Below are 26,017 nucleotides of genomic sequence, written 5' to 3'. Positions count from 1 at the left end.
CCGTCCTTTCTTTCCTCATACAATACCACGAAATCCCTCCAGTGCCGGATACAACTGCCTATACTTCCGGTATTGTTTCTGGTAGCGTTCCTGCTCTGCCGAATCAGGAATAAACGCATCTCCCACCGTCACTGCCATCTTCACGGCCTCGTCATACCCTGTATACACTCCAGTTGCAACACCAGCCAGCAAAGCTGACCCCAGGCAAACAGCCTCCTTATTTTTCAGGGTAACCATCCGCTTGTTGGTTATATCCGCACGAAGCTGAACTGTAAAAGCAGAGGATGCATTACCTCCGCTAACGGCCATACCTTCAAAATCTCCGATAGCCTTTTCTAAAATAGATATGTTTTCGGCCATCTCAAATGCAATGCCTTCAAAGATAGCCTTGTACATATGATATTTTGTAATGCCCGGGACTACCCCCGCGATTACCCCTGTGGCCCTGACATCCCAGTGAGGATTACAGGATCCAACCATATGCGGGGTCATGCACACACCGGTAGGCCCGCTGCACATGCTTTCCACCTTTTCATTCAAGATATCATACAGACTGATTCCCAGCTCCTTTGCAATACGTACCTCTTCCGTACAAAATTGCTCTACAAACCATCTAACCGACAGGCCGGCGGGAAAAAACGCCAGGGTAACATAGCGATTCGGCACTACATGGCAATAGGAGTTCAGGCTGCATTCCAGAGACGCTAAGGTATTAGCAGGACGTTCTGAAACAGCAGTGATACACTCGTAGGTTCCCGCAGAATCAGACACCTCTCCCGGGTTGATTGCCCCCGCCCCCAACGCACCGCAGGGCTGGTCATGCCCCCCCACCGCCACGGTCACTCCCTCCGGCAGGCTGAGCATATGGCATACGGCAGGAGTCAATTTTCCCGCCACTGTTCCTGCTGGCTGTAAGCTCCCTAATTTTCTCTCCGGCAAACCGGCCGCTGCAAGAATATCCTCCGACCATCTCTGGCGTCGGATATCAAATGCCATGGTTCTAGTGGCCAGTGAAAAATCAATAACCGGGTAAAGTCCTAATTTTCCAAGGATAAATTCCTCTACACTGAGAAAACGCTGAGTCTTTTCAAACTGATCGGGCCTGTGCTTTTTTAGCCACATAATTTTATTTAAAGCGAACATGGGGTGCAACGGAACACCGGTAATCTCATATATTTTTTGTTTTCCAACGGTATTATCCCACCACTCGGACTGTTCCGTCGCACGATTATCGGAGTTCATCACCCCTGGGCCAACGGCTTTTCCATCCTGGCCCACCGGAATATAGGTCTCCCCATGTGAGCTGACTGCCAGCGCCTCAACAGGATTTCCGCAGGTCTGTTCCGCTATCTGGCGAATAATTGTTACAACTGCTGTCCAGAAAATCTCCGGTTCAATCTCAACCATTTCAGGACCGGGACTATAGGTGGCGTATGCGTAATTTGCGCTTGCCAATATGCTCCCGTTATAATCAAAGGCAACTCCCTTACAGCTGCCAGAGCCAATATCGATTCCCAGTAAACTCAAATCGCTTACCCCCTATTCGTTGACCTTGATCATAATTTTAAAAAATTTTTCTTCACGATTTTCTATCATTTCAAAAACCTCTTTGATCTGATCCAGGGTGAAATAATGCGAAATCATTCCATCTATTTTGATAGTTCCTTCTCCCATTAGCTGAATCATCTCTTTATAATCCTGAGGCGTGTACATGGTAGTACCAGACAGCCGCAGCTCATGCTGGACGAAATCGGGCAGGTGCGGAATGTCATACCCATTCTGCAGAACTCCGATAATAACGATACGGGTCCCCCTGCCTGCAATCTGCAGAATCTGGTCTAATACCTTCCCCTTTTCACCAACACAGTCATAGAATACGTCGACCTCCCTGGCTCCACCCAGAATCCGGGTCAATCCATCCTCCAGCTTTTCCACAGACACATCAATGGTTCCATCGGCACCCAGCTTTTCAGCCAGACACAGTCTTTCTCCATCCCTATCAGCGATGACTACCTTTTTCGCCCCCAAAGCCTTACAGCTTTCCATACAAAAAATACCAATGGGTCCCGCACCGATGATTAAAACGGTATCTGTGTTCTGGATTTCCCCTCTTTTGGCACCATGATAAGCAACACAGGCCGGCTCCACCATTGCGCCGTCATCCATGGTCATAGTATCCGGAATTGGGATTACCATTTCCTGGGGCATACAGATATACTGCACATGCGCGCCGTCCGCCTCCGCCCCCGTGCACCGCAGGCTTTCACACAAATTATAGTTTTGGCTCTCACAAGCCTTGCAGATTCCGCAGACAAGATGTGGAATCACGGTTACCCTGGTGCCGATTGCAGGCTTGTCAACCTCTTCTCCCAGCGCCTCCACTTCTCCCGAAAACTCATGTCCCATAATAACCGGAAACGTCACATAGGGGTGTCTCCCAAAGTAAATGGTGGGATCTGAGCCGCAGACACCTACCCGGCACACCTTTATCAGTACCTCTCCCTTGGCCGGAGACGGTACCTCCGTCCTGTCTAAAACAATTTTTTTCGGCCCCACCAGTGTGGCTCGCAGCATTTGTTCTTTCATATTGATTCCTCCTGGTCTCTATCCTCGTTATTTTGTTTGATAAAGCTGTACTATGAATTCTGCGACACTCTGCTCATCCAGCTTCTGCCGCTGATACAGCCACTCCGGTGATGCAGATGCCCCATAGACTGAAACACCCTTTTTTGCAAACCGGCAATGTAATCCCTTCTCTGCCAGATAGGACCCGATAATCGTTCCGATCCCGGAACGCACATTATGATCCTCGTATGTCACAATCATCCCCGTATCTGCTGCCTGTCTGACTGCTTCCTCATCTATCTCCAGAGGACTTGTGCAGTTAAGAACACCTAGTTCCAGATTCCGCTGTCTGAGAATATCCGTCACCTTAACCGCTTTATGAGTCATGTTCCCGCAAGTGATAATGACACCGTCTCTGCCCTCCCGAATCCAGTCATAGACCCCATACCGATATCGGTAATTCTCATGATACAGCAGATCTCCTGCCGCATCCGTAAGCACCGGCACCTTGGAACGCCCCATAACAACACATATATTTCCAGGTGCTGCGGCTGCATACCGTATCATGCGATCCGTCTGATTGGAATCCGCCGGTATCAGTAATTGAAATCCCAATAAGTTGGATATCAGGCTGATATAGTCAATGCATTGATGGGTTTTCCCGTCCTCTCCCACATCCAACCCGTTATGGGTGCAGATTAATTTCACAGAGGAATGGTTGATATCACTCATTCGATGCTGTCCATAGGTCTCATCAATTCCAAAGGCACCAAAGTCAGCAAAAAATGTTAATATTCCACATTTTGACAATGCCGCCGCAACCGTTGCGGCATTGTGCTCCTGAATTCCACATTCAATTAAACGTTCTGGGAATTCCTTTCCAAAGGATGCCACTTTTACTGATTCAGCAAGATCGCAATCTATGGCCGCAACCAGGACATCTTCATTGGATTTTGCCAAATCACATAATGCATTTCCAAAAGCACTCCGACAATCAGTAGAACAGTCCTTTTCATATACAATCGGCTTGCCCGTTTTCATTTTTTCCTCTGGGCTGCATGCGGCCGTAGGTATCTGCCTCTTTACTTCATCCCTTTGCACATCCTCCTCTGCTGCTTTTGCAAGCTCCAGCTGCCCCAATACCTCCCTGCATTGTGAAGCAGTCAGTATCTTTCCATGGAAATGATAATCATTTTCTATCATGGGAATACCTTTTCCCATAACTGTTTCCGCCAGGATTACTGTTGGTCCTTCTTTACACTGGTGTGCCTTGCGCAATGCACGATACAGCTGCTGATAGTTATGTCCATCCGTCAGAATCACTTTCCATCCAGCTGATTCATATTTTTCTTGCAGCTGCTGGGGCATAATCCGTTTTATATCCCCGCTGGCCTGAAGTCCATTACAGTCAATGACTGCCGTCAGATTATCCAGATGATATTTTACCGCAAATTCTCTGGCCTCCTGCAGCTGACCTTTTCCCTGCTCACCATCTCCCATTATCACGAAAACATGGTGCTTTTCCTGTTTCAGCTTTGCTGCCAGCGCAAAGCCGCTGCCCACGGAAAGGCCTTGCCCAAGACTGCCGCTGCACCATTCAACACCCGGCACCTGCAGTCCGGGATGACCTTCAAACACACTGCCTTTCTGCCGGAACTCCTGCACTGCTTGTTGAATATTACAAAATCCCAATCTGCCAAGTGTCGCATAAATTGCTGCAGAGGTGTGTCCATGGCTAATCACGATCTTGTCTCTTTTGGGATCCTGAACTGTTTGGGGACTGACATTCCCACACAGCCATAGCATTAGGTAAATATCTATGGAGGACAGCGAGCCCCCCGGATGTCCTGACCCTGCATTTGTAGTCATTCGGAGAATATCTGCACGTGCATGATTCGCCAGTGCCTGTATTATTTCTATCTGTTCAATGGTGATATCTTCACTTTGAAATTGTTTCAGCGACAATAAATCCATTCCTATACCTCCCTTTTCTCCAAAGTTTACCATAGAGACTATTTCAACTTCCCGACCCTTTTTTCAAACACACAAATCTCATCCTTGTTTGTCAAGATTCCAATTTCCAGCTCAAAGCATCTTTTTTCACCGGGCTGCAGCATTTCCAGCGCTCCGTCTGCTTTCTGCTCCAGCCTGCCTGCGGGACGGCAATTGGCGGGCTCAATCCCGACTACATATTCTGCCTCCCCCAGCTGCTTCCATTCTGCCAGGTTCTTCAGCTGGGCCTTGTTGAACCTGATATAGACGCCTACCTCCAGCGTATCATTAATCAGTCCAACATACGTGGTTTGATCCGGATCGGTACACAAATCATGAAAAAACAGATTTTCCTTTGCCCCTCCCACCGGCTCTCCCACCTGATCAAACTGCTTCAGGTTCTGTCTGGACAGCTCATCATTTGGCTCAACTTTTTTGGATTTCAAGACGATTCTCGTTCCCACATCCAATATTGGATATCCGATATTTATATGGTACAATAGCATCAGCGGACGGGCATTAAATCCCATATTTTCCACCGTGTCATGAATGCGCAGAAAATTTTTCCCAAGCTCCGTACTGACCTCCCGTGTCAATGCCAGATTTTCACAATGCACCATGGATTCTTGAACCCGACCGGATACTGCCATGCGAAAGGTATCATCTGACCACTCTTCCCGAACACAGACATGATCCGCACAGATCTGACTAATTCTCCCATGGAGACCGTATTTCTGAGAACCGATAATCGGTTCTTCATCCTCACATGGACCTCCCACATTTGAGAGCCCGCAGGTTGTAAGCAGACCGGCAAAAAAGCTTCGCAGCCAATTCATTCCCTCGGGGTTGTAGTATGCCGGAGAGACGATGCCTGTTTTAGACATATAGCTAATGGGAACTCCCTGATAACTTGCCCAGGCAATATCCATTCCTCTGCCAGGCAGAACAGTAAACTGGAATCCTGTCCCGGTTTTAAAATCCACCGCCTCCACACCCCTGGCTTTTCCGTCAAGCATTTCGTACCGCTTAAGACCGGCCAGCTGGGAAATATCTCCCATTCTCTTCATCAGGAAATCATGGTTCTTGTTTATTTCAAATGTTTTCATTCTCACTCACCGCCTTGATTCCATGTTCAGCTTTTTACCAATGCATTCCCTCACCACTTTAACTGTCCGATTTGCACGGGCAAAGGCCTCGGACTGCGTATTCTGAGTGCTGCCATCCATAGCCATGCCCAGCGTATCCTCCACGAATGTGGCAAGCATAATTCCTCTGAAATCTTCAATGTTTTCAAACAATCTGGGATAGTACAGTTCCGGCTCCAGGGGGGCCGCATCCTGAATCAAAATGGCCATTTTTCCACTTAATTCCTTGACCATGCTGGAGAACACTGCAAAACCTGACATTGGGGAATTATTCACGGCTCTGATATTTCCGGTCTTGATCAGGTTGTTCACCTGATGAAGACCATTTCCGCAAAAATGAACCGTTCCACCGCTAAAAGCTTCAAATATCCTGGAATTGTAAGGCACCACAAATTCTTCATAAAGCTCCGGGCTTATAGAGACCAGATCATCATCGGATACCCAGATGCCCACACCCTTAGGTGCCCATACTCCCTGAAGACCATTGCTGCTGTCAAGACTCTCTCCGGTATGTTCTTTTTGAACCCTTACCCAGTGGATAAATGCGTCTGTAATCTTTTCCATCAGCTCATGAACAGCCTCCGGCTCCTCATACATCCAGACAAACAAATTGTCATAACCACACAGCTGTGCCGCTGTACACAAGGGGCTGTTCATATCACTTAGCCCTACCGGCAGATCACTGTGGGACCTGGCATAATCAATAAATTCAAGCACCCTGGGCATGACTCCGTCCCGATAGGGATCCGGCTGTCTTAATCTTGCAATATCAGAGACAGATCTGATACAGGTTGTTTTCAAACCCGGGTCGTCTCCGAATCCGGTTGCCTCCTTGAATTTACATCCAAAGGCAGATGCCGTCACCCCCGTACCGAACCAGGGCATAAAATATGGAACGGTATCATCTCCCGTTACCGACTTCAGATGCCTTTCAAAACTCTCCTCCTGGTAGCGTACCATGCTGGACGGATTCTTCCAATAATCCCAGGGCATCGGGTTATTTCCATAGCCGAAATAGCAGGGTGTGTTAACCACCAACGGCACATCCTCTGATTTCGTAACCGGCTCAAGGCGAAACGTTTTCTCTATCTTTTTACAGCGGCTCTCAATCTCAAATCCCCGCCATGTCTTTAATACACCCATATCTATCCTCCTAAACAGCCTGCCGCATCTTATAATCAGTCACAGCGAATCACTTTGATATTCATAAACTTGCAGAACATTTCCAAATCATCAGCCGCTGTCTCGCTAAACACCAGAACACCATGGTGGATTGCTCCTGCTTCTATCATCGCAGCCTCCATCTTTTTGATATCCCTAACCTTTATCCAGGCATAGGTACCTCGTATAAAGGGTTCTATGTTCACTGATTCTCCGGTAGAAATAAACATTCTGTATTCGCCTTCATATTCCAACAGTCGGACACACGTAACAGGTCCCTCCTTCATGCGGAATTCAACCGAACCATCACAGGCATCACCCCATATGCCAAGACGCTCATTGGCCATAAGTTTTTTGGTATCTGATTGTGCACAAAGACTGGGCGCTGCATTTCCACAATGCCAGGCAAGCCACATGTTATCCTCCGTGGGATGCAGATCTGTCCAGTCGATAAAGACGGGTGTCTCCTCATCCATGGTCACCGCCCGGGTCAGCAGCATAGTTGCCGCTCCCAGCACATCCACCTCACAGGCAGTGATATATCCCTGCTGGTTCAATCTGGCAAAGGTTGAGCAGGCAGCAATACCGTACTTCTTCTGCAGCATTGCCCAGCAGCTCACCGCCATACAGTCTGCATCCAGCTCATCATAGGCACGCTTCAATGCAATTTCGTATTTGGCCTGCATGATAATACTTGATTCCGGGATAGTCTGATCACAGACAAAGCCGGCTTTGATATCCGTGACAGTATCCACAACCTGGGGATCGGTATCCTTTATTCTATCTAGCTGGTCAAACAGAGTTGCCAAATCCATGGTCTTGAGCATCTGGCTAAAGGTTCTCTGGAAATTTTCCTCGCTGAAAAACTGAGATTCGAACAGCAGTGGACGAGTGCCCAGCTGTGCAATTTTTGCTCCTTTGAACCGCTTGATTGCGTAAACTACCCGGGCAAAGCTTTCAAAACCTTCCTGAAACTCCGGTTCCTCCGGATTACAGGTATTGATATGCACGAACTTAAATCCGCGCCTCCGGATTGCGGAAGTAGTCATAAACTGCCCGCACCAAGTATCTGTTGAGCGGGATCCCTTGTGAATCGGCCCGCTTTTGGTACAGAAATGCAGAATTGGAATATTCTTGTTCAGGCCACTCAAGACCTCTCCCACTGCCACCTCCATACCAAAAGTCATGTTTCCCACTGCCAGCGCATCTATTTGCTCTGAAAGATAGAGCTCCAAAGCCTTTTTTCCCTCCTCCGGAGTGCTGACACAGCCATCCTCCGTCAATTCAGCGGACGGAACCACAATTTGGACCTTGTCCACCTGCTCCATTACCTTAAGACAACGGTCGCGCATTTTTCCTGCCCATTTTCCCGTAAACTGATTTCCGTCCCATGATTCCCAATTTGATGGCAAAAAGCCTATTTTTATTTGTTTCATATTCTCTTCCTCCTTAAATTCCATGCCGCTTTGAATATGTTTCTAGCTGGAGCTATTAACATGTTCTATACAAAATAAGTTCTGACGTATTGGCTGATTCCAGATGGATTCTAAGTCCTTGATTCATCAGCTCACTTCCCGGAACACGCAATACGGAACCGCTATTGTGGCAGGTAATCTCGTATTCCCTTGCCCCGTCAATTCCCCGCAGATACAACTGATAGTCCGGGGCAGCCTCCGATAGCTTGAATATACCGCAATACCCTTTAGTTTTGTCTGCATTAGCATACTCCAGCACACAAAAATCGGTCGGGCTGCTGACCCCAATATAAGGTGTATGGTGATATACGGTAGGATGATTTTCCATTACCTCCCTGCAAAATCCCTTTGCAAGCTTAATGTATTTTTTACTTTTTTCAAAATAAGGAACGCTGCGATCTGCATCCTGGGCCCCAAAGCCTACAAAAATGGGTACAGCAAACAGACATACCCGCAAATGCGTATCCAAATCTGCCTGAAGGTGAGCGAATGCTATGTGATTATGGTAATAGCAAATCGCCTCCGGCGGCAAAAACATACTCATGGTGTTAATGCAACGAATGCTCAGGGGCATCTGACTAAAATCCGACTGAGTACAGTAATGAAATCTGGACAGCATCCCCAAATCATTTCGTCCACCACCGCTGGCACAGTTTTCAAAAACCGTATCCGGATATTTCTGCAGCATTTCCTCGAAAATTCCATACAAGGCTTCAAAATGCCGCCAGGCATTATTTTCTGCATAGCCATTCACCGGATGTTGAGCTCCCTCAAAATTTCTGGTGTTATAATCAATTTTAAAAATGTCCGGCTGCACCCGTTCAAAGATGCTTCGGATATATCCGGTTACATATTCCGCTGCCTGTGGATTGGAAAGATCCACATCCGCATCATTTTCAAAGTGCTTGACACCCTCAGGTTCATAATGTATCTTATATTCCGGATGCTCCTGATATAAATGGGAAGTAGCTTCGATTGCCTCTGGCTCCATCCAGAGGCCAAAGAGCATTCCCTGCTTATGCACATAATCCCGAATCCCGCGAAGACCTCCCTGAGGCAGAAAATCACCCTCAAACCAATCTCCCCGGTTATCCCACCAGCCGGCAAAATGATCTCCGTACCACCCCGCATCAACCACGAATGCCTCTATGCCCATTTCTCCTGCAATATCGATTTCCCGCAGTATCCAGTCCCCGGGCTCCTCCACAACACGTCCGGCTACCGTATACATGCCGGCTTTTCCCCTTCGCTGGGGAATGACAGAGGTTCTCAGATGACGATGCCATTCTGCCACGCAGCCATCCACATTTCCATGCTGTGGACCTATATGGATCGCCGGCGAGACGACCTTTTCCTGGGGCGCGATTACCCGCAGAGGTGCTTTCCCCGACGGCCCCATCTCAAATGACAGCATTTTACTGACCCTGTCGTAGTAGAGGGATGTGGTAAAGCCTGCCGACCAGGCCAAGGCCATACAAAATATCTCTCCTGTAATTTTGTTTTTCACATAATAGTATGGGGGACCGAACACATTTCTCTGTCTGTTTTCCAGGGTGGTAACCGGTTCCTCTAAATCAATCCATTTCAAGTTTCCTTCCTCGGACTGGACATAAGAATCCAGATATGCCACTGCGAAAGGATAGTCAGGATTACCGCTGTCTGGCAGAGATTTCAGAAAGCCATACTCCTGCGTATAGTGAACATCCCAGAGAAGACCGCTCATAGGCGCAATTCTTGACAGTGCCGCCGGACGGTCACCCAGATTGGTAACTTCCAGCCATCTGGTGAGAAAATCCGTAGTGTCCAGCCTTGTGCATACCTTTACCTCTATGGGGCGCAGCTGATGCTTCAAGGTGACCATAACCAGAGTGTGTCCGTCCTGCACCGTTTCCTCCTGGCTCTCCATCCGCCAGCAGTTATGCAGAGACTGCCCGTCAATTTCCAGCCCAAAGCTGTTGAGCCTGTGTCCCACCGGGTGAATTCCTCGAAATTCCATCTGACTCATCCCCCGCATGGGCAGGGTTTCGGTTATATTTTCTCTGTGGATCTGTCCGGATGCCGACCAATACAGTCCAACATAATATCCGTCCTGGAGAGTCTCCTCATACACCGTGGTGCCGGATATATACCGTGTAACATCCCTTCCTCCGTTTTTATAAAATTCTAAAGCTTTTTTTGACATATTCCTTCACCCTTTCTACGCTTGCCTTTTTGCTTCAAAAATATCAGAGGCTTGTCCGTGGACAGACAGATCAACAAGCACACCTTTTGTCATCAATTCCTTCCCTGACATTGACACTGTTTTTCCTGTATTCAGGGAGGACACTGTGTAGTCGACAGCTGCATCAAGTCCTTTGAGCCTTATTTTACCGGAAGATTGCTCCGCATCAGCACGGAACACAAAGGTAACCGCTTGCTCCTTGTCATAGGATACGCATGCCATCATGCGCCAGTCACAGCAGGTATCCGAATCATTATTATAATGGTAAACGTCCTGGGACAGCAGATGCCGCATGGTTTTATAATAAGGCAGGTTTCTTCTGATCGCATCATGAACTGCTGCCGGCCATAGTGAAATGCGTTCCGACAGATGACCGGTCAATGTTCCAAAACCAAACAGCCCCATCATCCTGCTCCTTACAACCGTATCTAATGCGGCCGGGTCGCTCTCCTTCAGCACCTCATCATGCTCGATCAGCCATGCTGAATTATAGGAGTTGGGATAAACATAGCTGGCAAACTCCATGTTGTTAATGACTTTTTCCGCTGGTGCCGAGCTGTCGCTGAGCCAGCTTGTGCGGATATAGGGTGCCAGGCCATAGTCAATCCTGGCCGGATAGCCGCAGGCCTCTATCACCAAATCCGGGAAGCGTTCATGTAGCTCTTTGAAAATCTCATATTTACCGGCCACCGCCATATAATTACCGTCTCCCTCCTGATGTCCATGATCGGTTCTTGTACATACAACCGGCTGAGAAAATGCAGAGTCATCCCACTTAATCCAGTCGAGCCGGAATTCCTCAATGATTCTGCTCACTATCTCTACTATGTAATTCTGTACTTCCTTACATCCCGTACAAATCTGCTTCACCCTCGGCCACCCTGCCACCTCGGTCAGGTCAAGAACGGCATGCTCATCCTGATTTTTTACCAGCCATTTTTCCGGTATCATACCGGTGGATACCCAATATTCGTCTATGATCATGGGGTCCACCCAAATACCAAATTTCATTCCCTTGCCATGGACATACTCTGCCATGGCGCGAAGCCCTTTCGGGAACTTCCTCCTGTCAGGCAGATAGTTTCCAAGCCGATAGCCCCAGGCACCATCTCCCTCCACAGAGGAGCCCGCCCACCAGGAGGCATCAATATAGAAGTTTTCCACACCGATATCTGCTGCAAAATCCGCTTCTTTGCGGATCGTTTCCTCCACATCCTCACTCTCTGTTGACCAGATATCATAGGAAACCCATGGAAAATCCTTCATGGGCTGGGGCAGCACATGTCCCACCATATAGCGTCTCATGCTGTTGGTGGCCTCGTCCAGACCCCCTGTGGCTGCTCCCAGGAATACAGTCGGCGAAGTCAGTACCCCCCCTTCCTCCAAGGTCTGGCTAAAATTTTCAAGCCCCATTTTCAGCACAATGTGCCCCTTTGGGTCAGGAGTCACAGACAAGTTCCATTCCCGCTCCCATTCGATACCCAAAAACAGACTTTCCTGCCTCTGCGTGTTCTCCAAAACCAGCCAGCCGGCATTTTCCGGCATATTCCATTTTCCTCCCCGGATGGTCAGCGGATCCTCCATCACCTGGGTCTGCATGGAGTAAACGTCTTTCCTTATGCTGTAAGCCACTACCGGCTCTGCACACTGAAGGGAAATATTTACTGGACTGAAATTGGTAATACAAAGGGGATGGCTGCCTATATTTTTTAAAGTACATCCAATCTGCACTACTTGACAGTCCGAATGAATTTTGTACTGGCAGCTCAGGACCAGCCCATTTTTATGCGATGCTGTAATCGTAATTACACGGCATTCTCCCAGAATTTCCTCCTTTATTTGCCAGTCGTGCCAGTTCTCTGTCAATTCGGTTCCGTTTTCCTCTGCCAGGATTCCGCAGGCCGACTGGGAATCAGCCCACTCGAACCCCGTATCCATATTCTGAAAGCTTTTCAGGTATAGCTTTTCCCCTGTATGATTAAATTGAACAAAATCAGAATATCCTTTCATCTTTCCTACCACCTTTGTCGTTGTTTTTGTTTTTATTTCAATCTGATTATCCTTTTACGGACCCTACCATAACTCCCTTGATAAAGTACTTTTGAAGGAACGGATAAATCATCAGAATCGGCACTGTGGAAAGCACTACCACTGCCAGCTTAATAGACATGGAATTGGCATTTGCCAGACTTCCAAAATCCAGCCCCATAAGATTCACCGAACCCTGTTCAAAATTAGTCAGCGAACGGTTCATAACACTCTGCAAATAAGTTTGAATCGGTACCAGCTTACTGTTGGTCACATAATAAGCACCAGTAAACCAATCGTTCCAATGACCGACAGCCGTAAACAGTGCAATCGCCGCCAGTATGGGCTTGGAAATAGGGAGAATCAGACGCATCAGTATCTGAAGCTCATTGGCCCCGTCTATCCGCATAGATTCCTTCAGTTCAGTGGGAATCCCTTCAAAAGAAGTTCTCATGATGATACAATTCCATATACTGAAGACTGCAGGAAAAATGTACACTCCAAAGCGATTAATCAGGCCTAAGCTTTTCAGATTCAAATAAGTGGGAATGAGTCCCGCACTAAAAAGCATTGGAATCATCATGTAAATCATAATAAATTTTCTTCCAGGCAGATTTCTCTCCGAAACACCATATGCAACCATCCCCGTGACGGCAACACCCGCTACCGTACCAAGGACAGTCCTGAGAATTGTATTGACATATGCTCCCAGAATAATATTGTCCCGGAGACATACAATATAATTTGCAAGTGTAAACTGCCTGGGCCAGAAATAAATTCCTCCCCGCATGGTATCCACTCCATCATTAAATGAAAGTATTAAAATATACCACAATGGATAGACACAAAGAAAACCAAAAAACCCTAACAGTATCTTGATTACAGCATCAAAAGCAATGTCACTTTTAGATTTAATCTTTCTTACCTTTGCTTTTTTCAAAACAATCCCTTCCCTTCTCCTGCATACTTTTGCTTACCACAAGCTGGAATCACTGAGCCTTCGGCTAATGCTGTTCGTCGCTACTACCAGTATCAGATTTATTGCGGATAACGCCAGGCCAATTGCTGTAGACACGCTGTATTGTGCCTGTGCAAGTCCTAATCGCACAATATAAACATCCAGCACATTTGAAACCTCCATGTTAACCGGATTCGACAACGGCAGAATCTGATCATAGCCCGCCGACAGTAAGGAAGGCATTGTTAAAATTAACATAATAGCAATAGTAGGAACAATACCAGGCAGATTAATATGCCAAATACGTTTAATTCGTCCAGCCCCATCTATCTTTGCAGCCTCATGAAGCTGTGGGTCAATGTTGGCAAGTGCCGCAATATAGATAATCGCTCCCCAGCCAAGGTTCTTCCACAAATAACTGAGGACAATCAATGCTCTGAAATATTCCACTTTTCCCATAAAATGTATTTGATCCATCCCCAGGGAACCCAGCATAGAATTGACAACACCTGTATCCAGAGCCAGTAACGAGTTCAATATGTATGCAACAACAATCCAGGATATAAAATAGGGGATATAAGATACACTTTGAACCAGCTTCTTATATTTTCCGTTTGCCAGCTCGTTGAGTATCAACGCAAATATAATCTGTGCAGGAAAATTTATGACTGTCCTTAAAACGGTTATAAGTATGGTATTTTTAAAGGACTGCCAAAAATACGGATCGGTTAAAAAGGAGAAGTTTTTCAGACCATTCCAATTACTATCCCAAAGTCCCAATTCCATTCTGTAATCCTTAAAAGCTGCCAAGATTCCTACCATCGGCTTATAGGAAAACAGAAACAACAGTACAATGCCCGGCAAAATAAATAAATAATTCCATGAATATTTCTGAATTATCTTTTTTACCGAACGTTTATTTCTTACCTGGCTGTTTGTCCGCAACATACTTCCTCCTCCATCCTTTTACTCGTATTTGGTGAAACGTGGCAGTGTTCTCACATCTTTTCACTGCCACACCACACCGGACAAATCACTGTCTTACTTCATTTTTGCATATTCCGTATCAAACTCTGCCTTTACCTCACTCCAATGCCCCTGCTGCTCAAGCTGTGCCTGATACTCTGCCCACAAAGTGTCAAATTCTGCCTCACCGCAGGCTACCAGTCTGCTGAAATAGTCGTTATCCAACTGCTTCAAAATACTAAAGTTGGTAGTGTAAGCACCATTGGCTGAAAACTGGATTCTATCCGAGTCCGGTCTTTTAATTGCATAGCCTTCTACCTCAGAATTCGATTTATGCATATTGAAAATCCAGAATAGCTGTTCCTCATTTTCCTTCCGATAGTAATTCAAATCTTTATCGAAAGGCGCAACGCCCACTGTGGTTGTATAGCCATATTCGGTCATAGCATTGTAATCGTTCATGGCTTCAATCAGCTTCTCATCGGTGATCTGGAAATACGGCTCTCCCAGATCCTCATCAAAGTCCCAGGTTGTACCACGGGGGCCATAGCTCAGCTCCCACTGTCTGTACTTACCCTGCTCCGCAAAATAGTCAACTAACTTTGCAACTGCCTCAGGATTCTTGCATGATTTTGTGACATAAAGCGCGGGTGTACCATAGGGATCATACTGTGCAGCCGCTCCGGCTTTTTCTATTCCATCCGCCAGTGGGTACTCCAGGATATCCATTTCACTGGCTTCATTTTTGCCTACCGTCACTGCACTCCAGAAGTTAAATGCATTCGTCATCACCAGACCAACCCGCTTGGTCATAATCTTTTCTGTCAACTGATCATTTTTCTGGGTAATGAATTCCGGATCGATCAGCCCTTGATTGTACAATCTGTTCATCCACTTCATTGCTTCCATAGTTTTAATGTGATCCCTGAAGTGAAGCATCTTGCCATCCACCTCATGGAAACCGCTTCCCGCCGTGGAAACTCCGAAGGAAGTCAGAAGGCTCCTATACCATTCACCCGCCTCGCCCATTGACATTGGCTGTATAGTCTGTCCTGATTCGTTCTGCAGCCCCTTCTCCTTCACGGCTTTCAGAAACGTTTCGATTCCCTCCAGATCCTTGACGTCATCTGACGTCATACCCACCGCTTCCAGATATTCCGGGAAAATGTACCATCCATCGGCTGCCCAGAACCCGTATTTGGATTCCATATCCTCATACCAGTTATGAGGGTAGCCATAGATGCTGCCGTTCTCATACTTGCATAAATCCATCACCTCGGAGGGAATTGAAGCTAAATTAGGATATTTGTCAGATTGGTTTAAATATTCATCAATTGGAACTACTGCCCCCGAGTTAACCAGCTTCTGCTGCCAGGTCATTGACATGGTGGTTGAGGACGGCAGCATGATAACATCATAATCCTCATATCCACCTCCGCTTATCATCAGATTAAATGCTTCATCTGCTGTTGTTCCCGAATTCAGGAAGGTCGTATTAAAGGCAACTCCAGTTTTCTCTGCAATCAGCCTTCCGATTTCAGTGTCCATCTGATTAACGGAGGTAGCTGCCGAAACCAAAGCATTGCCTACCCACGCATTTAAGATGACCAGATCATCTGACTTTCCCTCTGCACTGTCGGACGCTTCCTCATCCGAACCCTTCGAGTCTGTTGATTCTCCTCCGGACTTTTCACTGTCGGGTGCTTCTCCGCTGCTTCCCCCGTTACCGCAGCCGCTTGCCATCAGTAGTGTACCTGCCGTCAAAGTAACACTCAATAATAACGAAACCGCCTTTACATGTTTTTTCATCAATACACCTTTTCCCTTTCATATGGTTTTATTTATTATATCAAGGGCAAACCCTTTTCGGGTAATACACCCTTCACATCCCTTGATTAATCATACTTTCATCTTTCCTGCTTCTCCTGCCGATTTTATTCCTCTTGCATTTGTCTATAGAAATACAACTTGCTTCCCGGTTTTTCAGAAATTGTAATCTCAAGTCCTGTCTCTGACAGCTCTGAGCCTTTTTTACATATCCGTTCTTCCGTATCTACATCCTCTATCTCATACATTCCCTCCGCTTCTAATCCGCGCAGGACAAACTGTGCTGTGCAATAAGCGCTGAACGGCCTTTTCAAAACCATTACCATGCCCTCCTCAAGATCTTTACGATTCATCTGATAAGCAAACCAGTCAGTTCGCTCAAAGGAACATACATTTTCTTCATATGCCCAAGGACCTCCAAATAACTTTGCCTGATTCAGTCCCGAAATCGTTAGTGGATAATAATCACCGTAATAATATGGCCTTGCACGGCGGAGCTGGTTCATAATGGAGCGTGCCCAAGAGAACGGAAACTCACGCTCTTTAAAAGCTCCCAGTTGTTCCCTTGTACCGTTTAAATCTGTTATGGCAAAACCTACTCCGGGGCAAAACGCACTTCGCATATGGTAGGTATCCTCCGGTATGGTGGTGACCAGGGTACCGTAATGAGCACGCCAGAAAGACAATCCCTCCGTTGCAATCTGATTGCCTATGGGATCGGAATCTGGGGCAATGGGATAATCTGAACGGGATAAATCCACTGCACGGGTAATCGTATCTAGGTCTCCCCTCTGTACAATGTCGAAAATTAAATCCGGATGCCTACGCCTTAGCTCATCCCAAAACTCCAGCAGCCCTTCCACATAACGGATCTGGGTCATTCCCCTACGGTCCGGTGTATCCACAGAGTTCCAATAATATGCCAAACCTGAATCATTGCAGTCCTGACGAAAAATGTCAATTCCAATCTCCGAAATCGTCCTGGAAATCATATCTGTCATCCATTTTCTAGCTTCCTCATTGCCGAAGTCATACAGTCCGAACCGAACGTAGGGAAGATCCTTATGTCCACCAAAATTCGTAGCCTTATCTCCAATAATCCACTCCGGATGCTCCTTACTGATGGGTGTTCCCACCACTACACGCTCCGGTTCAAACCAAAGCAGATATTTCATGTTATGTTTATGAGCCGCATCACTGATTGGCTTAAGTCCTCTGGGATGGGCTGTTTTGTTGATCCGCCAGTCACCGGTATACAAAAACCAGTCTTCCTCGCCAAATACCTGATATTCGTCTTCCTCACGATCCGGTCCATACCAGCCAGCATCCATCCAAAAAGCATCATACTGCATATTTTCTGCCTGAATCTTATCCATCAATTCCAGCGCATGCTCCTCCTTCAGGCCGCCCCAGCCGCCGTGGCAAATGGGAACCTCCACCGGTTTTCCGTTGTAATGGGGTGTATGATAAATAAGATTATGTCTGCGAAGACTGTTCTGAGCCTCAATCCACTCTCCCTCCCATGGCATCAGCAGAATCCTTGGGGTTCTGATCTTTTCCTCTGGCTTAAGGGAAATGTTAGTCTCATTCATGCCGGCCTTCAGTTCTATTTCATCAGCTCCTGTCTTTTCTGCAGATATGATCCAGCTGCCTGCCCAGCCCACCGCACCAATCCAGCCGCGGCCATTCTGACAGATATTGAAAAACGGAATCGATTCTATTGTCTTGCCTCCGGGGCTGTCAATCTGAAATTTTCTACCCGGCTTCAACGGATAATTGCGCAGCGCATAGTTGTCCACTCCCGCCTCCGGGAAGCAGCCCTTAGAATACAGAACCGAGGGAATGATGTCTGGATCCACTGTCAAATTCATATGCAGCGGCAAAAGGTTGGAGATTACAGGCGAATGACAAGTTCCAATATTTTCAAGATAAAGAATCCATTCCACTGCATTGTTGTTCAAAAATTCAGTCATTTCACAGGTGAGCCGAATCAGCCCATCGTCTGATACATAGACTCTTTTGTGTAGGATTCTGTCACTATCCTGCCAGGCAATTTCGTCTTTCCACTTCCACTCCTTGTCAATGTTATCCAGCTGATTCCGTCCATACTGAATAGTAAACGGCGGAAGTTGAGATGCTCCTATTTTTTTCAGACAATTTTCGTAAGACATAATCTTCCTCTCTCTCTTATCTTATTGATTCTGCTTCAAAACTAAGATACCACTTATATTCCCCTTTTGCAGGAAGCACACTGTTTTGCTTATGCATTCTAGCCAGATCTATCCGATCATATGCCCCAGTGCAGGGCTCAAACGCAATGTTATGATATCCGTGAAAGCTTCCCTCATTTACCCAAATACTAAAATACGGAACAGTCTCTACCGGGAAGTACATGGTCAGCTTCATACCGGTCTGATTGTATCGATAGGCGCACCAACCTTCCCCCAGAGTATGGTCAAAGTAAATTTTATAATTATTTCCATCCTCCCGGATTGCAGGGGTAGTGCTCAAATTCTGAATACTGCCATCCCGCCGCCGTGTCACCGGCCAGGTCATTTTGTCTCCGTACAGTCCAAACCCGGCATCATATGCGAACACACAAGTCAGCTTGGGATCCTCCATACTTGGCAGCAATATTTCCGCTCCCTCTTCCGATTCAAGCATTGCATGTGCCGCCCAAAGGAAATCCATATCAAATTGGCTGAGGTTCAAAACCCGATACCTAATAGAAAGGCGGCTCTCAGAATAAAATCGGATTTCCTTTTCAAACCGATAGGGAAGCCGGACACCATATACCCACATGCGAATACAACTGTCCTCCATTGCATAATCCCATTCAAGGCTGCATATCTCCCCATGGTCCGGCAGCTTGATTCCTGACCAGGGATACTGCTCATAGTAGACCGGGTCAATGGTGGGAAACATGTCGTCAAACCCGCTGCATTCTGCCTCAACATAGTTCCCATCATAGTGATATTCCTTATAAGCAGAGGACTGTGCCTGCACCAATAATTCCTTTTGTTTTTCCTTGTAAACCAGGGAAACCATCTTCCCTCCGCACCCTGGTAAAAATTCCGCTCTTATGCAATCATTTTCTATTACAACGGATTTTTTATCCTTATAGCAGGAGCCATATGTCAATATCCCCATTGTCACTTCCTCCCTTTCACTCAACGTACCCACAGAATAAACAGAACCTGGGGAACTATAAATAATAGTCAATAATACTTTTCAAAACAACCCGGGGCGCAATTAAAACCTCTTTTTCCACCTCCAGCTGTCCCACCAAATGGCGATAAAGCATTTTTACGGCATATCTTCCCTGCTTTATGGGATCCTGGAATATAATTCCACTAATCGTCCCATCCTCTACATAGCTTCTGACCTCCTCAAAAACATCGGTTCCCAATATTTGAATATTCTTGATATTGTTGTCCTTCAAACATTTGCATACCGCAACCGAATTCCCCGTTGCGATATACACACCGCCAATACTTTCGCTGCCCTTTAAAATCTTTTCAGACAAATAGTAGGCAATCTGAGGATCATCCTGTGTTTCATAAACTCCTTCCACCTCCAAGCCGTTGCTGTCCGCTTCCTTTAAAAAGCCTGCCAGCTTTTCTTTGTGCTCAACAAAGTCCTTATTTCCGATAAAAACCGCTACTGTTCGCTCCTTCTGTACAATACGACTCATAAATTCCGCTGCCAGCTTTCCCGAGACATAGGTATCCACCTTCACACAGCACAAGCGTTCAAAGCCCATCAAATCGGAACCTAGCAGCACTGTAGGAACCGCCAGCTTATTCACCGCCTCCACAAAGCCCTTGTTATCGGCATCCTGGTGATAGGAGCATATGATAATAGCATCCACCTTATCCTCTATGCAGTCCGTGACCGCCTGCATGGTTTTCTCCTTGGTATAAGGTGCTGAAATTGTATAAAACCTTCCCGAAACGTTATAGTCCGCTAGCTGCCCCAGCTCTCGCTGTACACCTTTCTTTAATTCATTATAATATTCCGGCCATTCCTCTGTTGTAATGATTCCAATGTGTATTGGCTTCCGTGCCAAACTTTGTGCCACACGGTTCACCCGATACCCCATAGTATCCGCCTTCTTTAGAACAATGTCTCTGGTTTTCTGGCTGATTCCTTTTTTATCGTTCAAAGCCTTGTACACCGTATTGATAGAGACATCCATTTCTCTGGATATGTCCTTCATTGTTACACGCTGCATTTTAATCCTCGTTTCTTGGATAAACGTTTATCTTATTGTCGTCGCTTAAATGATGCGTTATATAACAGTTTTTCACTTATACAAAGTAATTTCTTCTGTATTTAACTCGTTTTTTAGATAAATCTTCTTATAAACTGTATTAGTCTATACTTTTTTCTTTTTTTACAGGGTGAACGTTTATCCTTTAAGCACATAATACTATATACTTTTTCGTATGTCAATAGTCTTTTTTATTTATTTTATCCATTATGTTTAATACTTTTTTCTTATACCTGATTATGTTATGGTATATTTGTGAATATATCCAGAAAAACCTTTTACTTTTTATGCATTTTGTATATAGTTATTTTCTCTCTAGCACTAAGATATGGTTTTACATCCATTTTTTTATTCATACAGTTTAAAGAGTGCATTTTTCCTATAATAAAAAACACCTATACCTATGTTACTTCATAGATATAAGTGTTCTCATTCGGATAATATTCAAGAATAGTAATCAATGATGCTTTTCAATACAACCTGGGGTGCAATCAAGAGCTCCTTTTCCACCTCCGCGTGCTCAACCAAATGACGATAAAGCATTTTCACGGCATATCTGCCCTGCTTTACAGGATTCTGAAATATGATTCCGCTCATGGTTCCATCCTTCACATAACTTCTGAGTTCTTCAAAAACGTCCGTTCCCAAAATCTTAATATTTTTAACCTTGTGATCCTTCAGGCATTTGCAAACGGCAACCGAGTTGCCCGTTGCGATGTAAATTCCGCCGATATTGGAACCGCTCTCCAGAAGCTTATCCGTCAAATAATACGCAATCTGCGAATCATCTTGTGTTTCAAAGACACTTGCAACCTTCATACCTCTATCATTAGCTTCTTCCAAAAAGCCCGACATTTTCTCTTTATGCTCCGCAAAATCCTTATTTCCAATAAACGCGACCGCAGCCTGCTCCGGCTGTATTATCTGACTCATGAGTTCCGCTGCCAGTCTTCCCGAAGTATAGGTATCTACCTTTACACAGCACAGACAGTTAAATCCCTCCAAACCGGACCCCAATGCCACCGCCGGAACAGCCAGCTTATTCATGGCTTCCACAAATCCTTTATTGCCTGCATCCTGATGGAAGGAGCAGGCAATAATAGCGTCCACCTGATCGTCCAGGCAATCCGAAACTGCCTGCATGGCCTTCTCCTTGGTATAAGGTGCTGAAATCGTATAAAATTTCCCCAAAATGTTATAATCAGCCAGCTGCTCCAACTCCAACTGTATACCCTTTTTTAAATTATTATAATATTCTGGCCATTCCTCAGTTGCAATGATTCCGATGCAGATGGGCTTACGTGCCAGACTTTGCGCAGCACGGTTCACCTGATACCCCAGCTCATCTGCTTTTTTCAAAATGGCTTCCCTGGTTTTCTGGCTAATCCCGCTTTTCCCATTCAAAGCCTTATAAACAGCATTTACAGAGACATTCACTTCTCTTGATATGTCCTTCATTGTCACACGTTCCATCCGATTTCCTCATTTCATCCTATGTTTTATCCAAAATCCGACAGGCAATGCCGGAAAATACCGGATTGCATTTCCATTATACTTTATCCGTTTCCAAAATTCCATATTTTTATTGAAATGGCATTGTTCAAAATTACATTATTCCTGAAAATCCAGAGAAAAATAAGGCAAAAGCTTTTCTCCCATGCTTCTGCCTTACCTTTACATTCATTTTTCTCCTGAACCGCTGCCTTCTGTTACAGCGTCAGGAATTTTCCCACTAACTTTTCTTCACTCACACTTCTTATCGGGTACACACATTTTCTCCCAAAATTCCCCGATATCCATTTCTTGTCATTAATCTCCTCCTTCGTTCTTATATACCATTGCTTGCTATGGGGAAATCATAACACATTTTCTTAATATTGTCCTGCGATGTCCGTTAACGATAGGTTTTTTGACCACATACTTAGGATTCTGAGACACGCTTTAGAAAAATAAAGTCACAAAAACCCTGAATATTTTGTCATCAAATTCATACTCCACACAACCTCCATATTTATCCGCTGCCGCCTGAATACTTTCCATCCCCAGGCCATGCAGTTTCTTGTCCTTTTTACCGGTCTCAAACCGTCCATTTCTTTTTATTGGCTGAACTTCCATACTGTTTTTAACAGAAATCAACAGCAGTCTGTTTTTTTGTGATATTTCCACAGAAATCCATTTCTTCCCATAATGGACTAATTCACACGCTTCAATGGCGTTATCCAGCAGATTTCCCAGAATAACACATATATCATTGTCTTTTACCATAACCTTATTCAATTTCTCTACTTTACATTTCATATGAATATTTTTATGTATAGCCTCTGTCTTTTTGTAATTCAAGATTAAATCTATAATCTGATTACCCGACCATACACATTCGTTTAATGCCTCTACCGGACCAATAATACTTTCCATATACTCCATAGCAGCTTCCTGCTTTCCCACCTTCATATACCGGTACATAATATTCACATGTTTCTTTAAATCATGAAAAATCTTCTGATTATCGCGGTACATCTGATTCAAATCACCCCAGCTGTCTTCCAAAAGCTGGTTTCGGATAAGTATCATCTTGGTATTTTCTTTTTCGTTCCGATACATTACATAAAGTCCAAATATCATAGCAATCATAAGAATCAGAGCCAAAAACAAAAACCAGTCAGCTATAAATCCCATACTGACTTCATTTGCATAAACCTTCTGAAAGTTTGATACTCCGATAAATCCAATCCCGCTAAGCATAAGGAGTCCCTTTGTATAATAGCTGATACGAATGGACGACCTTTCAAACAGACCTTTTAAATGTTTATATAAAATAAATGCTCCCACTCTTGTAAACAGCAGAATAAGGACCCTGCTGACACTTAAATCATTATCAATTATAATCCCAAAATCAGGCCGTCTGACCAAAATGCTTACCAGATATATGTTCATCAGATCAGACAAAGCCAGACCAATATTGAAAATTGCAGAGATTGTAAAAATTTGTATAATACTCTGCCGGTACAGCAAAAATCCGGAAAGAAAGACCAGTAAGATCGTCAGGAGCAGAACCCATCTTGAAAATAAAAGAACCCGTCTGTTCATAACCAGTATAGCCGCAACGAAGATCGTTACGATCTCTATTAATACATTATATTTTTTTCCGGATACTCTTTTATCAAAGAAGATCCCCATCATTTTCAAACAAAGCTGTATTTCTGCCGCTGTTAATAGAAATTGCATTCCTTCCAGAAATATGTTCATTTATAATACCTCCAGAACGTATGTATTTTCTCTTTTACTTCCTTCAGCCTGGACTGGCTGACCTTCAGACTAATCCGGCCTTCCATTTCCAGAACATTGCCCATCAAACCAACTACATGAAAAATATTAATGATATATCCTTTTTCAATAAAAACAAAATCCCTTGGCGACAATTTTGCATATACCTGGCGAAGGCTCTTCCGTTCATGCCTGCTGCCTGTTTTCGTTACAAATACAGCATTCTTGCCATCCCTGAATATATAGATGATATCCCGATATAATATTTTTTCAAACCGCAGCTCCGTATTAATAATATAGTATTCTTCGGCCTGAAGACTGAGTTCCTTTTGAATTGCCTCAAGAGCTTCCGGAATCTTTTCTTCCAGCATTTCTTTGGGGATAAAACGAAATGCCCTCACCTTGAAAGCATCCAGAACCACTTCAAAATGCGAAGTAATAAATATAATATAAGATTCAACACTCTGCTTGACTAATTTTTCTGCAAGTGTTAAACCGTCCATATCCGGTAGCTCTATGTCCAGGAAATAGATCTGATAACTTTTGTTACCGCCTAAAGCAAATAATAACTGCTTAGAACTCCCAAAGACTTCTACATTTTTCTCTATCCTCTCGCTGTTCAAATAATTAATAATATTCTGTTTTATCAAATCCGCACAATTTTCATTGTCATCTACAACTGCAATATTAACCATAACTGCACTCTCCATAGTATTTATCTCATTCCCACACTTTATCCTGCAACCGATGTACTTCATCAATTTTTTAAACTATATATAAAAACAGCCGTACGCTCTACACATACGGCTTTCTGTTTATTCTCTCATCCCTCCCTTTAACGCTTTTACTACTTTTAATATCATTTTCATCTCTTTGTTAGTACAATCACGCATTTCCATCGTAATATCATTCAATTGAAAATCTCTCGATTTCTTGACACTGTCACATAAAAGTTCATCCACGGAGACTTCGAAAATATTGGCTATTTTCACGATTGTTTCCAGACTGCCTTTCGACTTAGCAGTTTCCAGATTACTGATATATTGTGTAGATAAGCCAATGTTTTCCGCGAGCTGTTCCTGGGTAATGCCTTTACTTTTTCTAATCTTCTTGATTCTTTTTCCTAATTCGATATAATCCACTACCATATTGCTCTTCCCTCCTGCATTTGACTTTATTTTATGCAAGATACGGCAAAATTATAATGGACTATAAGTTTAAATCATTCTAATAATTATATTTTTATATAACTATTCATTGATTTTTTGCAAAAAATCCATGTAATGATTATAGTAAAAACCTTTTCTCCCATACAGAACTAAGCTGTTGGCATTAAAATTTTTTTATGCGTTCTCTATTCTTGTAAAAAACTACATGCTGCCTCATAAAATTCCTGCCCGTTTGACAACAGTGCAGGATGTCCGCCTTTTTCAAAGAGCTTTATTTTGCCATGCCCAATTTTCTCAATCAGTCCCTGATACACATCATCATAAAATTGAGGCGTTGCAAACTCATCCTCGCGGCTTCCTGTAAATAATATATCTGCCTTAAGCATTGATAAAGGCCTGTGAAAGAATTTCCCGTTCCCTATGTAATGATCATGGATCGCTTTTGTATCACAGTCTACTACCTGTTCCCAGGTTTCTCCATGGTTAAATATATAAAAGCCCCTTATACCTTCGTCCTGCTTGGATGCTTCTCTGTCTTCTATAACATTTTCTACAAATGCCTTCAAAGGGGTGTCCCCTTCAAAACTGTCAGCTATTACTTTATTTACCAGATCCGGCCGCTCTAACGCAACATTAATTGCAACCTGGGCACCACCGCTGCTTCCGATGAGGTTTACCTTCTGATAGCCGGTTTGTTCTAAAAATGCTATTACCTGCATCGCTTCGTCAAACCATAAATCTGTCTGGAATTCTTCCACCCGTTCTGATTTTCCATGCCCCAGAAAATCAATCAAGATGGTTTTAAAATTCTTTCGGTACAATTTTTCAACTTCTGCAAACATCCTGGATGACGCGGTATTACCATGCAGTAACACAAGGGGATATCCCTCCCCATTTTCTTCGTACCAGCATTTCTTGTCTCGAAATATAAAATATGGCATATGTTTCCTCCGTTAAATTTAGTTGTTATTTA

19 protein-coding genes are annotated in these 26,017 nt (G+C 44.6%); all 19 read right to left on the bottom strand.

Annotated elements, in window-relative coordinates:
- Nucleotides 1-15: 15 nt before the first annotated feature.
- Nucleotides 16-1,527 carry an FGGY-family carbohydrate kinase gene (locus CD03_RS0107540; protein WP_027293122.1) on the bottom strand — a complete coding sequence of 504 codons (1,512 nt, stop codon included), beginning with the start codon at nucleotides 1,525-1,527 and terminating at the stop codon, nucleotides 16-18.
- 12 nt (nucleotides 1,528-1,539) lie between these two features.
- Nucleotides 1,540-2,586: a zinc-dependent alcohol dehydrogenase gene (locus tag CD03_RS0107535; RefSeq protein ID WP_027293121.1), complete on the bottom strand. Its 1,047-nt coding sequence runs from the start codon at nucleotides 2,584-2,586 to the stop codon at nucleotides 1,540-1,542.
- Between the two features lie 27 nt (nucleotides 2,587-2,613).
- Nucleotides 2,614-4,539 carry a transketolase gene (locus CD03_RS0107530; protein ID WP_044289229.1) on the bottom strand — a complete coding sequence of 642 codons (1,926 nt, stop codon included), beginning with the start codon at nucleotides 4,537-4,539 and terminating at the stop codon, nucleotides 2,614-2,616.
- Between the two features lie 38 nt (nucleotides 4,540-4,577).
- The gene (locus tag CD03_RS32785) at nucleotides 4,578-5,663 is read right to left on the bottom strand and encodes an aldose 1-epimerase family protein (protein WP_044289228.1); all 1,086 of its coding nucleotides are present in this window, start codon (nucleotides 5,661-5,663) and stop codon (nucleotides 4,578-4,580) included.
- 6 nt (nucleotides 5,664-5,669) lie between these two features.
- Nucleotides 5,670-6,845 (bottom strand): uroporphyrinogen decarboxylase family protein, encoded by a 1,176-nt coding sequence (locus tag CD03_RS0107520; protein ID WP_027293119.1) that lies wholly within the window; start codon nucleotides 6,843-6,845, stop codon nucleotides 5,670-5,672.
- Between the two features lie 35 nt (nucleotides 6,846-6,880).
- On the bottom strand, nucleotides 6,881-8,299 hold the full coding sequence (locus tag CD03_RS0107515; RefSeq protein WP_027293118.1) for an L-fucose/L-arabinose isomerase family protein: 1,419 nt from the start codon (nucleotides 8,297-8,299) through the stop codon (nucleotides 6,881-6,883).
- Between the two features lie 55 nt (nucleotides 8,300-8,354).
- Nucleotides 8,355-10,520 (bottom strand): glycoside hydrolase family 36 protein, encoded by a 2,166-nt coding sequence (locus tag CD03_RS0107510; RefSeq protein ID WP_027293117.1) that lies wholly within the window; start codon nucleotides 10,518-10,520, stop codon nucleotides 8,355-8,357.
- A 15-nt stretch (nucleotides 10,521-10,535) separates the two neighbouring features.
- Entirely contained in the window at nucleotides 10,536-12,569 is a 2,034-nt protein-coding gene (locus tag CD03_RS0107505) for an alpha-galactosidase (RefSeq protein WP_027293116.1), read from the bottom strand.
- A 46-nt stretch (nucleotides 12,570-12,615) separates the two neighbouring features.
- Complete coding sequence (locus tag CD03_RS0107500; protein ID WP_152614179.1) at nucleotides 12,616-13,527, bottom strand: carbohydrate ABC transporter permease; 912 nt, start codon at nucleotides 13,525-13,527, stop codon at nucleotides 12,616-12,618.
- Between the two features lie 33 nt (nucleotides 13,528-13,560).
- Nucleotides 13,561-14,493, bottom strand: a complete 933-nt coding sequence (locus CD03_RS0107495) for an ABC transporter permease (RefSeq protein WP_027293114.1) — start codon at nucleotides 14,491-14,493, stop codon at nucleotides 13,561-13,563.
- 93 nt (nucleotides 14,494-14,586) lie between these two features.
- Nucleotides 14,587-16,320: a hypothetical protein gene (locus CD03_RS0107490; protein ID WP_027293113.1), complete on the bottom strand. Its 1,734-nt coding sequence runs from the start codon at nucleotides 16,318-16,320 to the stop codon at nucleotides 14,587-14,589.
- 125 nt (nucleotides 16,321-16,445) lie between these two features.
- Nucleotides 16,446-18,509, bottom strand: coding sequence for a glycoside hydrolase family 36 protein (locus CD03_RS0107485; RefSeq protein ID WP_027293112.1), 2,064 nt, complete (start codon nucleotides 18,507-18,509; stop codon nucleotides 16,446-16,448).
- Between the two features lie 16 nt (nucleotides 18,510-18,525).
- On the bottom strand, nucleotides 18,526-19,488 hold the full coding sequence (locus CD03_RS0107480; RefSeq protein WP_027293111.1) for a hypothetical protein: 963 nt from the start codon (nucleotides 19,486-19,488) through the stop codon (nucleotides 18,526-18,528).
- 55 nt (nucleotides 19,489-19,543) lie between these two features.
- Nucleotides 19,544-20,572, bottom strand: a complete 1,029-nt coding sequence (locus tag CD03_RS0107475) for a LacI family DNA-binding transcriptional regulator (protein WP_027293110.1) — start codon at nucleotides 20,570-20,572, stop codon at nucleotides 19,544-19,546.
- Between the two features lie 483 nt (nucleotides 20,573-21,055).
- A complete protein-coding gene (locus tag CD03_RS0107470; protein ID WP_027293109.1) occupies nucleotides 21,056-22,084 on the bottom strand; it encodes a LacI family DNA-binding transcriptional regulator in 1,029 nt (342 codons plus the stop codon).
- Between the two features lie 468 nt (nucleotides 22,085-22,552).
- Nucleotides 22,553-23,857, bottom strand: a complete 1,305-nt coding sequence (locus tag CD03_RS0107465; RefSeq protein ID WP_027293108.1) for an ATP-binding protein — start codon at nucleotides 23,855-23,857, stop codon at nucleotides 22,553-22,555.
- Complete coding sequence (locus tag CD03_RS0107460; protein WP_027293107.1) at nucleotides 23,854-24,570, bottom strand: LytR/AlgR family response regulator transcription factor; 717 nt, start codon at nucleotides 24,568-24,570, stop codon at nucleotides 23,854-23,856. Before CD03_RS0107460 ends, CD03_RS0107465 begins: the two co-directional genes overlap by 4 nt.
- Before the next feature lie 120 nt (nucleotides 24,571-24,690).
- Nucleotides 24,691-25,023: a helix-turn-helix domain-containing protein gene (locus CD03_RS0107455; RefSeq protein ID WP_027293106.1), complete on the bottom strand. Its 333-nt coding sequence runs from the start codon at nucleotides 25,021-25,023 to the stop codon at nucleotides 24,691-24,693.
- A 206-nt stretch (nucleotides 25,024-25,229) separates the two neighbouring features.
- The gene (locus tag CD03_RS0107450) at nucleotides 25,230-25,985 is read right to left on the bottom strand and encodes an alpha/beta fold hydrolase (RefSeq protein WP_027293105.1); all 756 of its coding nucleotides are present in this window, start codon (nucleotides 25,983-25,985) and stop codon (nucleotides 25,230-25,232) included.
- Between the last annotated feature and the right edge of the window lie 32 nt (nucleotides 25,986-26,017).

Source organism: Robinsoniella sp. KNHs210, assembly GCF_000686105.1.
GTDB classification, from domain to species: domain Bacteria; phylum Bacillota; class Clostridia; order Lachnospirales; family Lachnospiraceae; genus Robinsoniella; species Robinsoniella peoriensis.
This window is presented reverse-complemented; position numbering and strand designations above follow the sequence as displayed.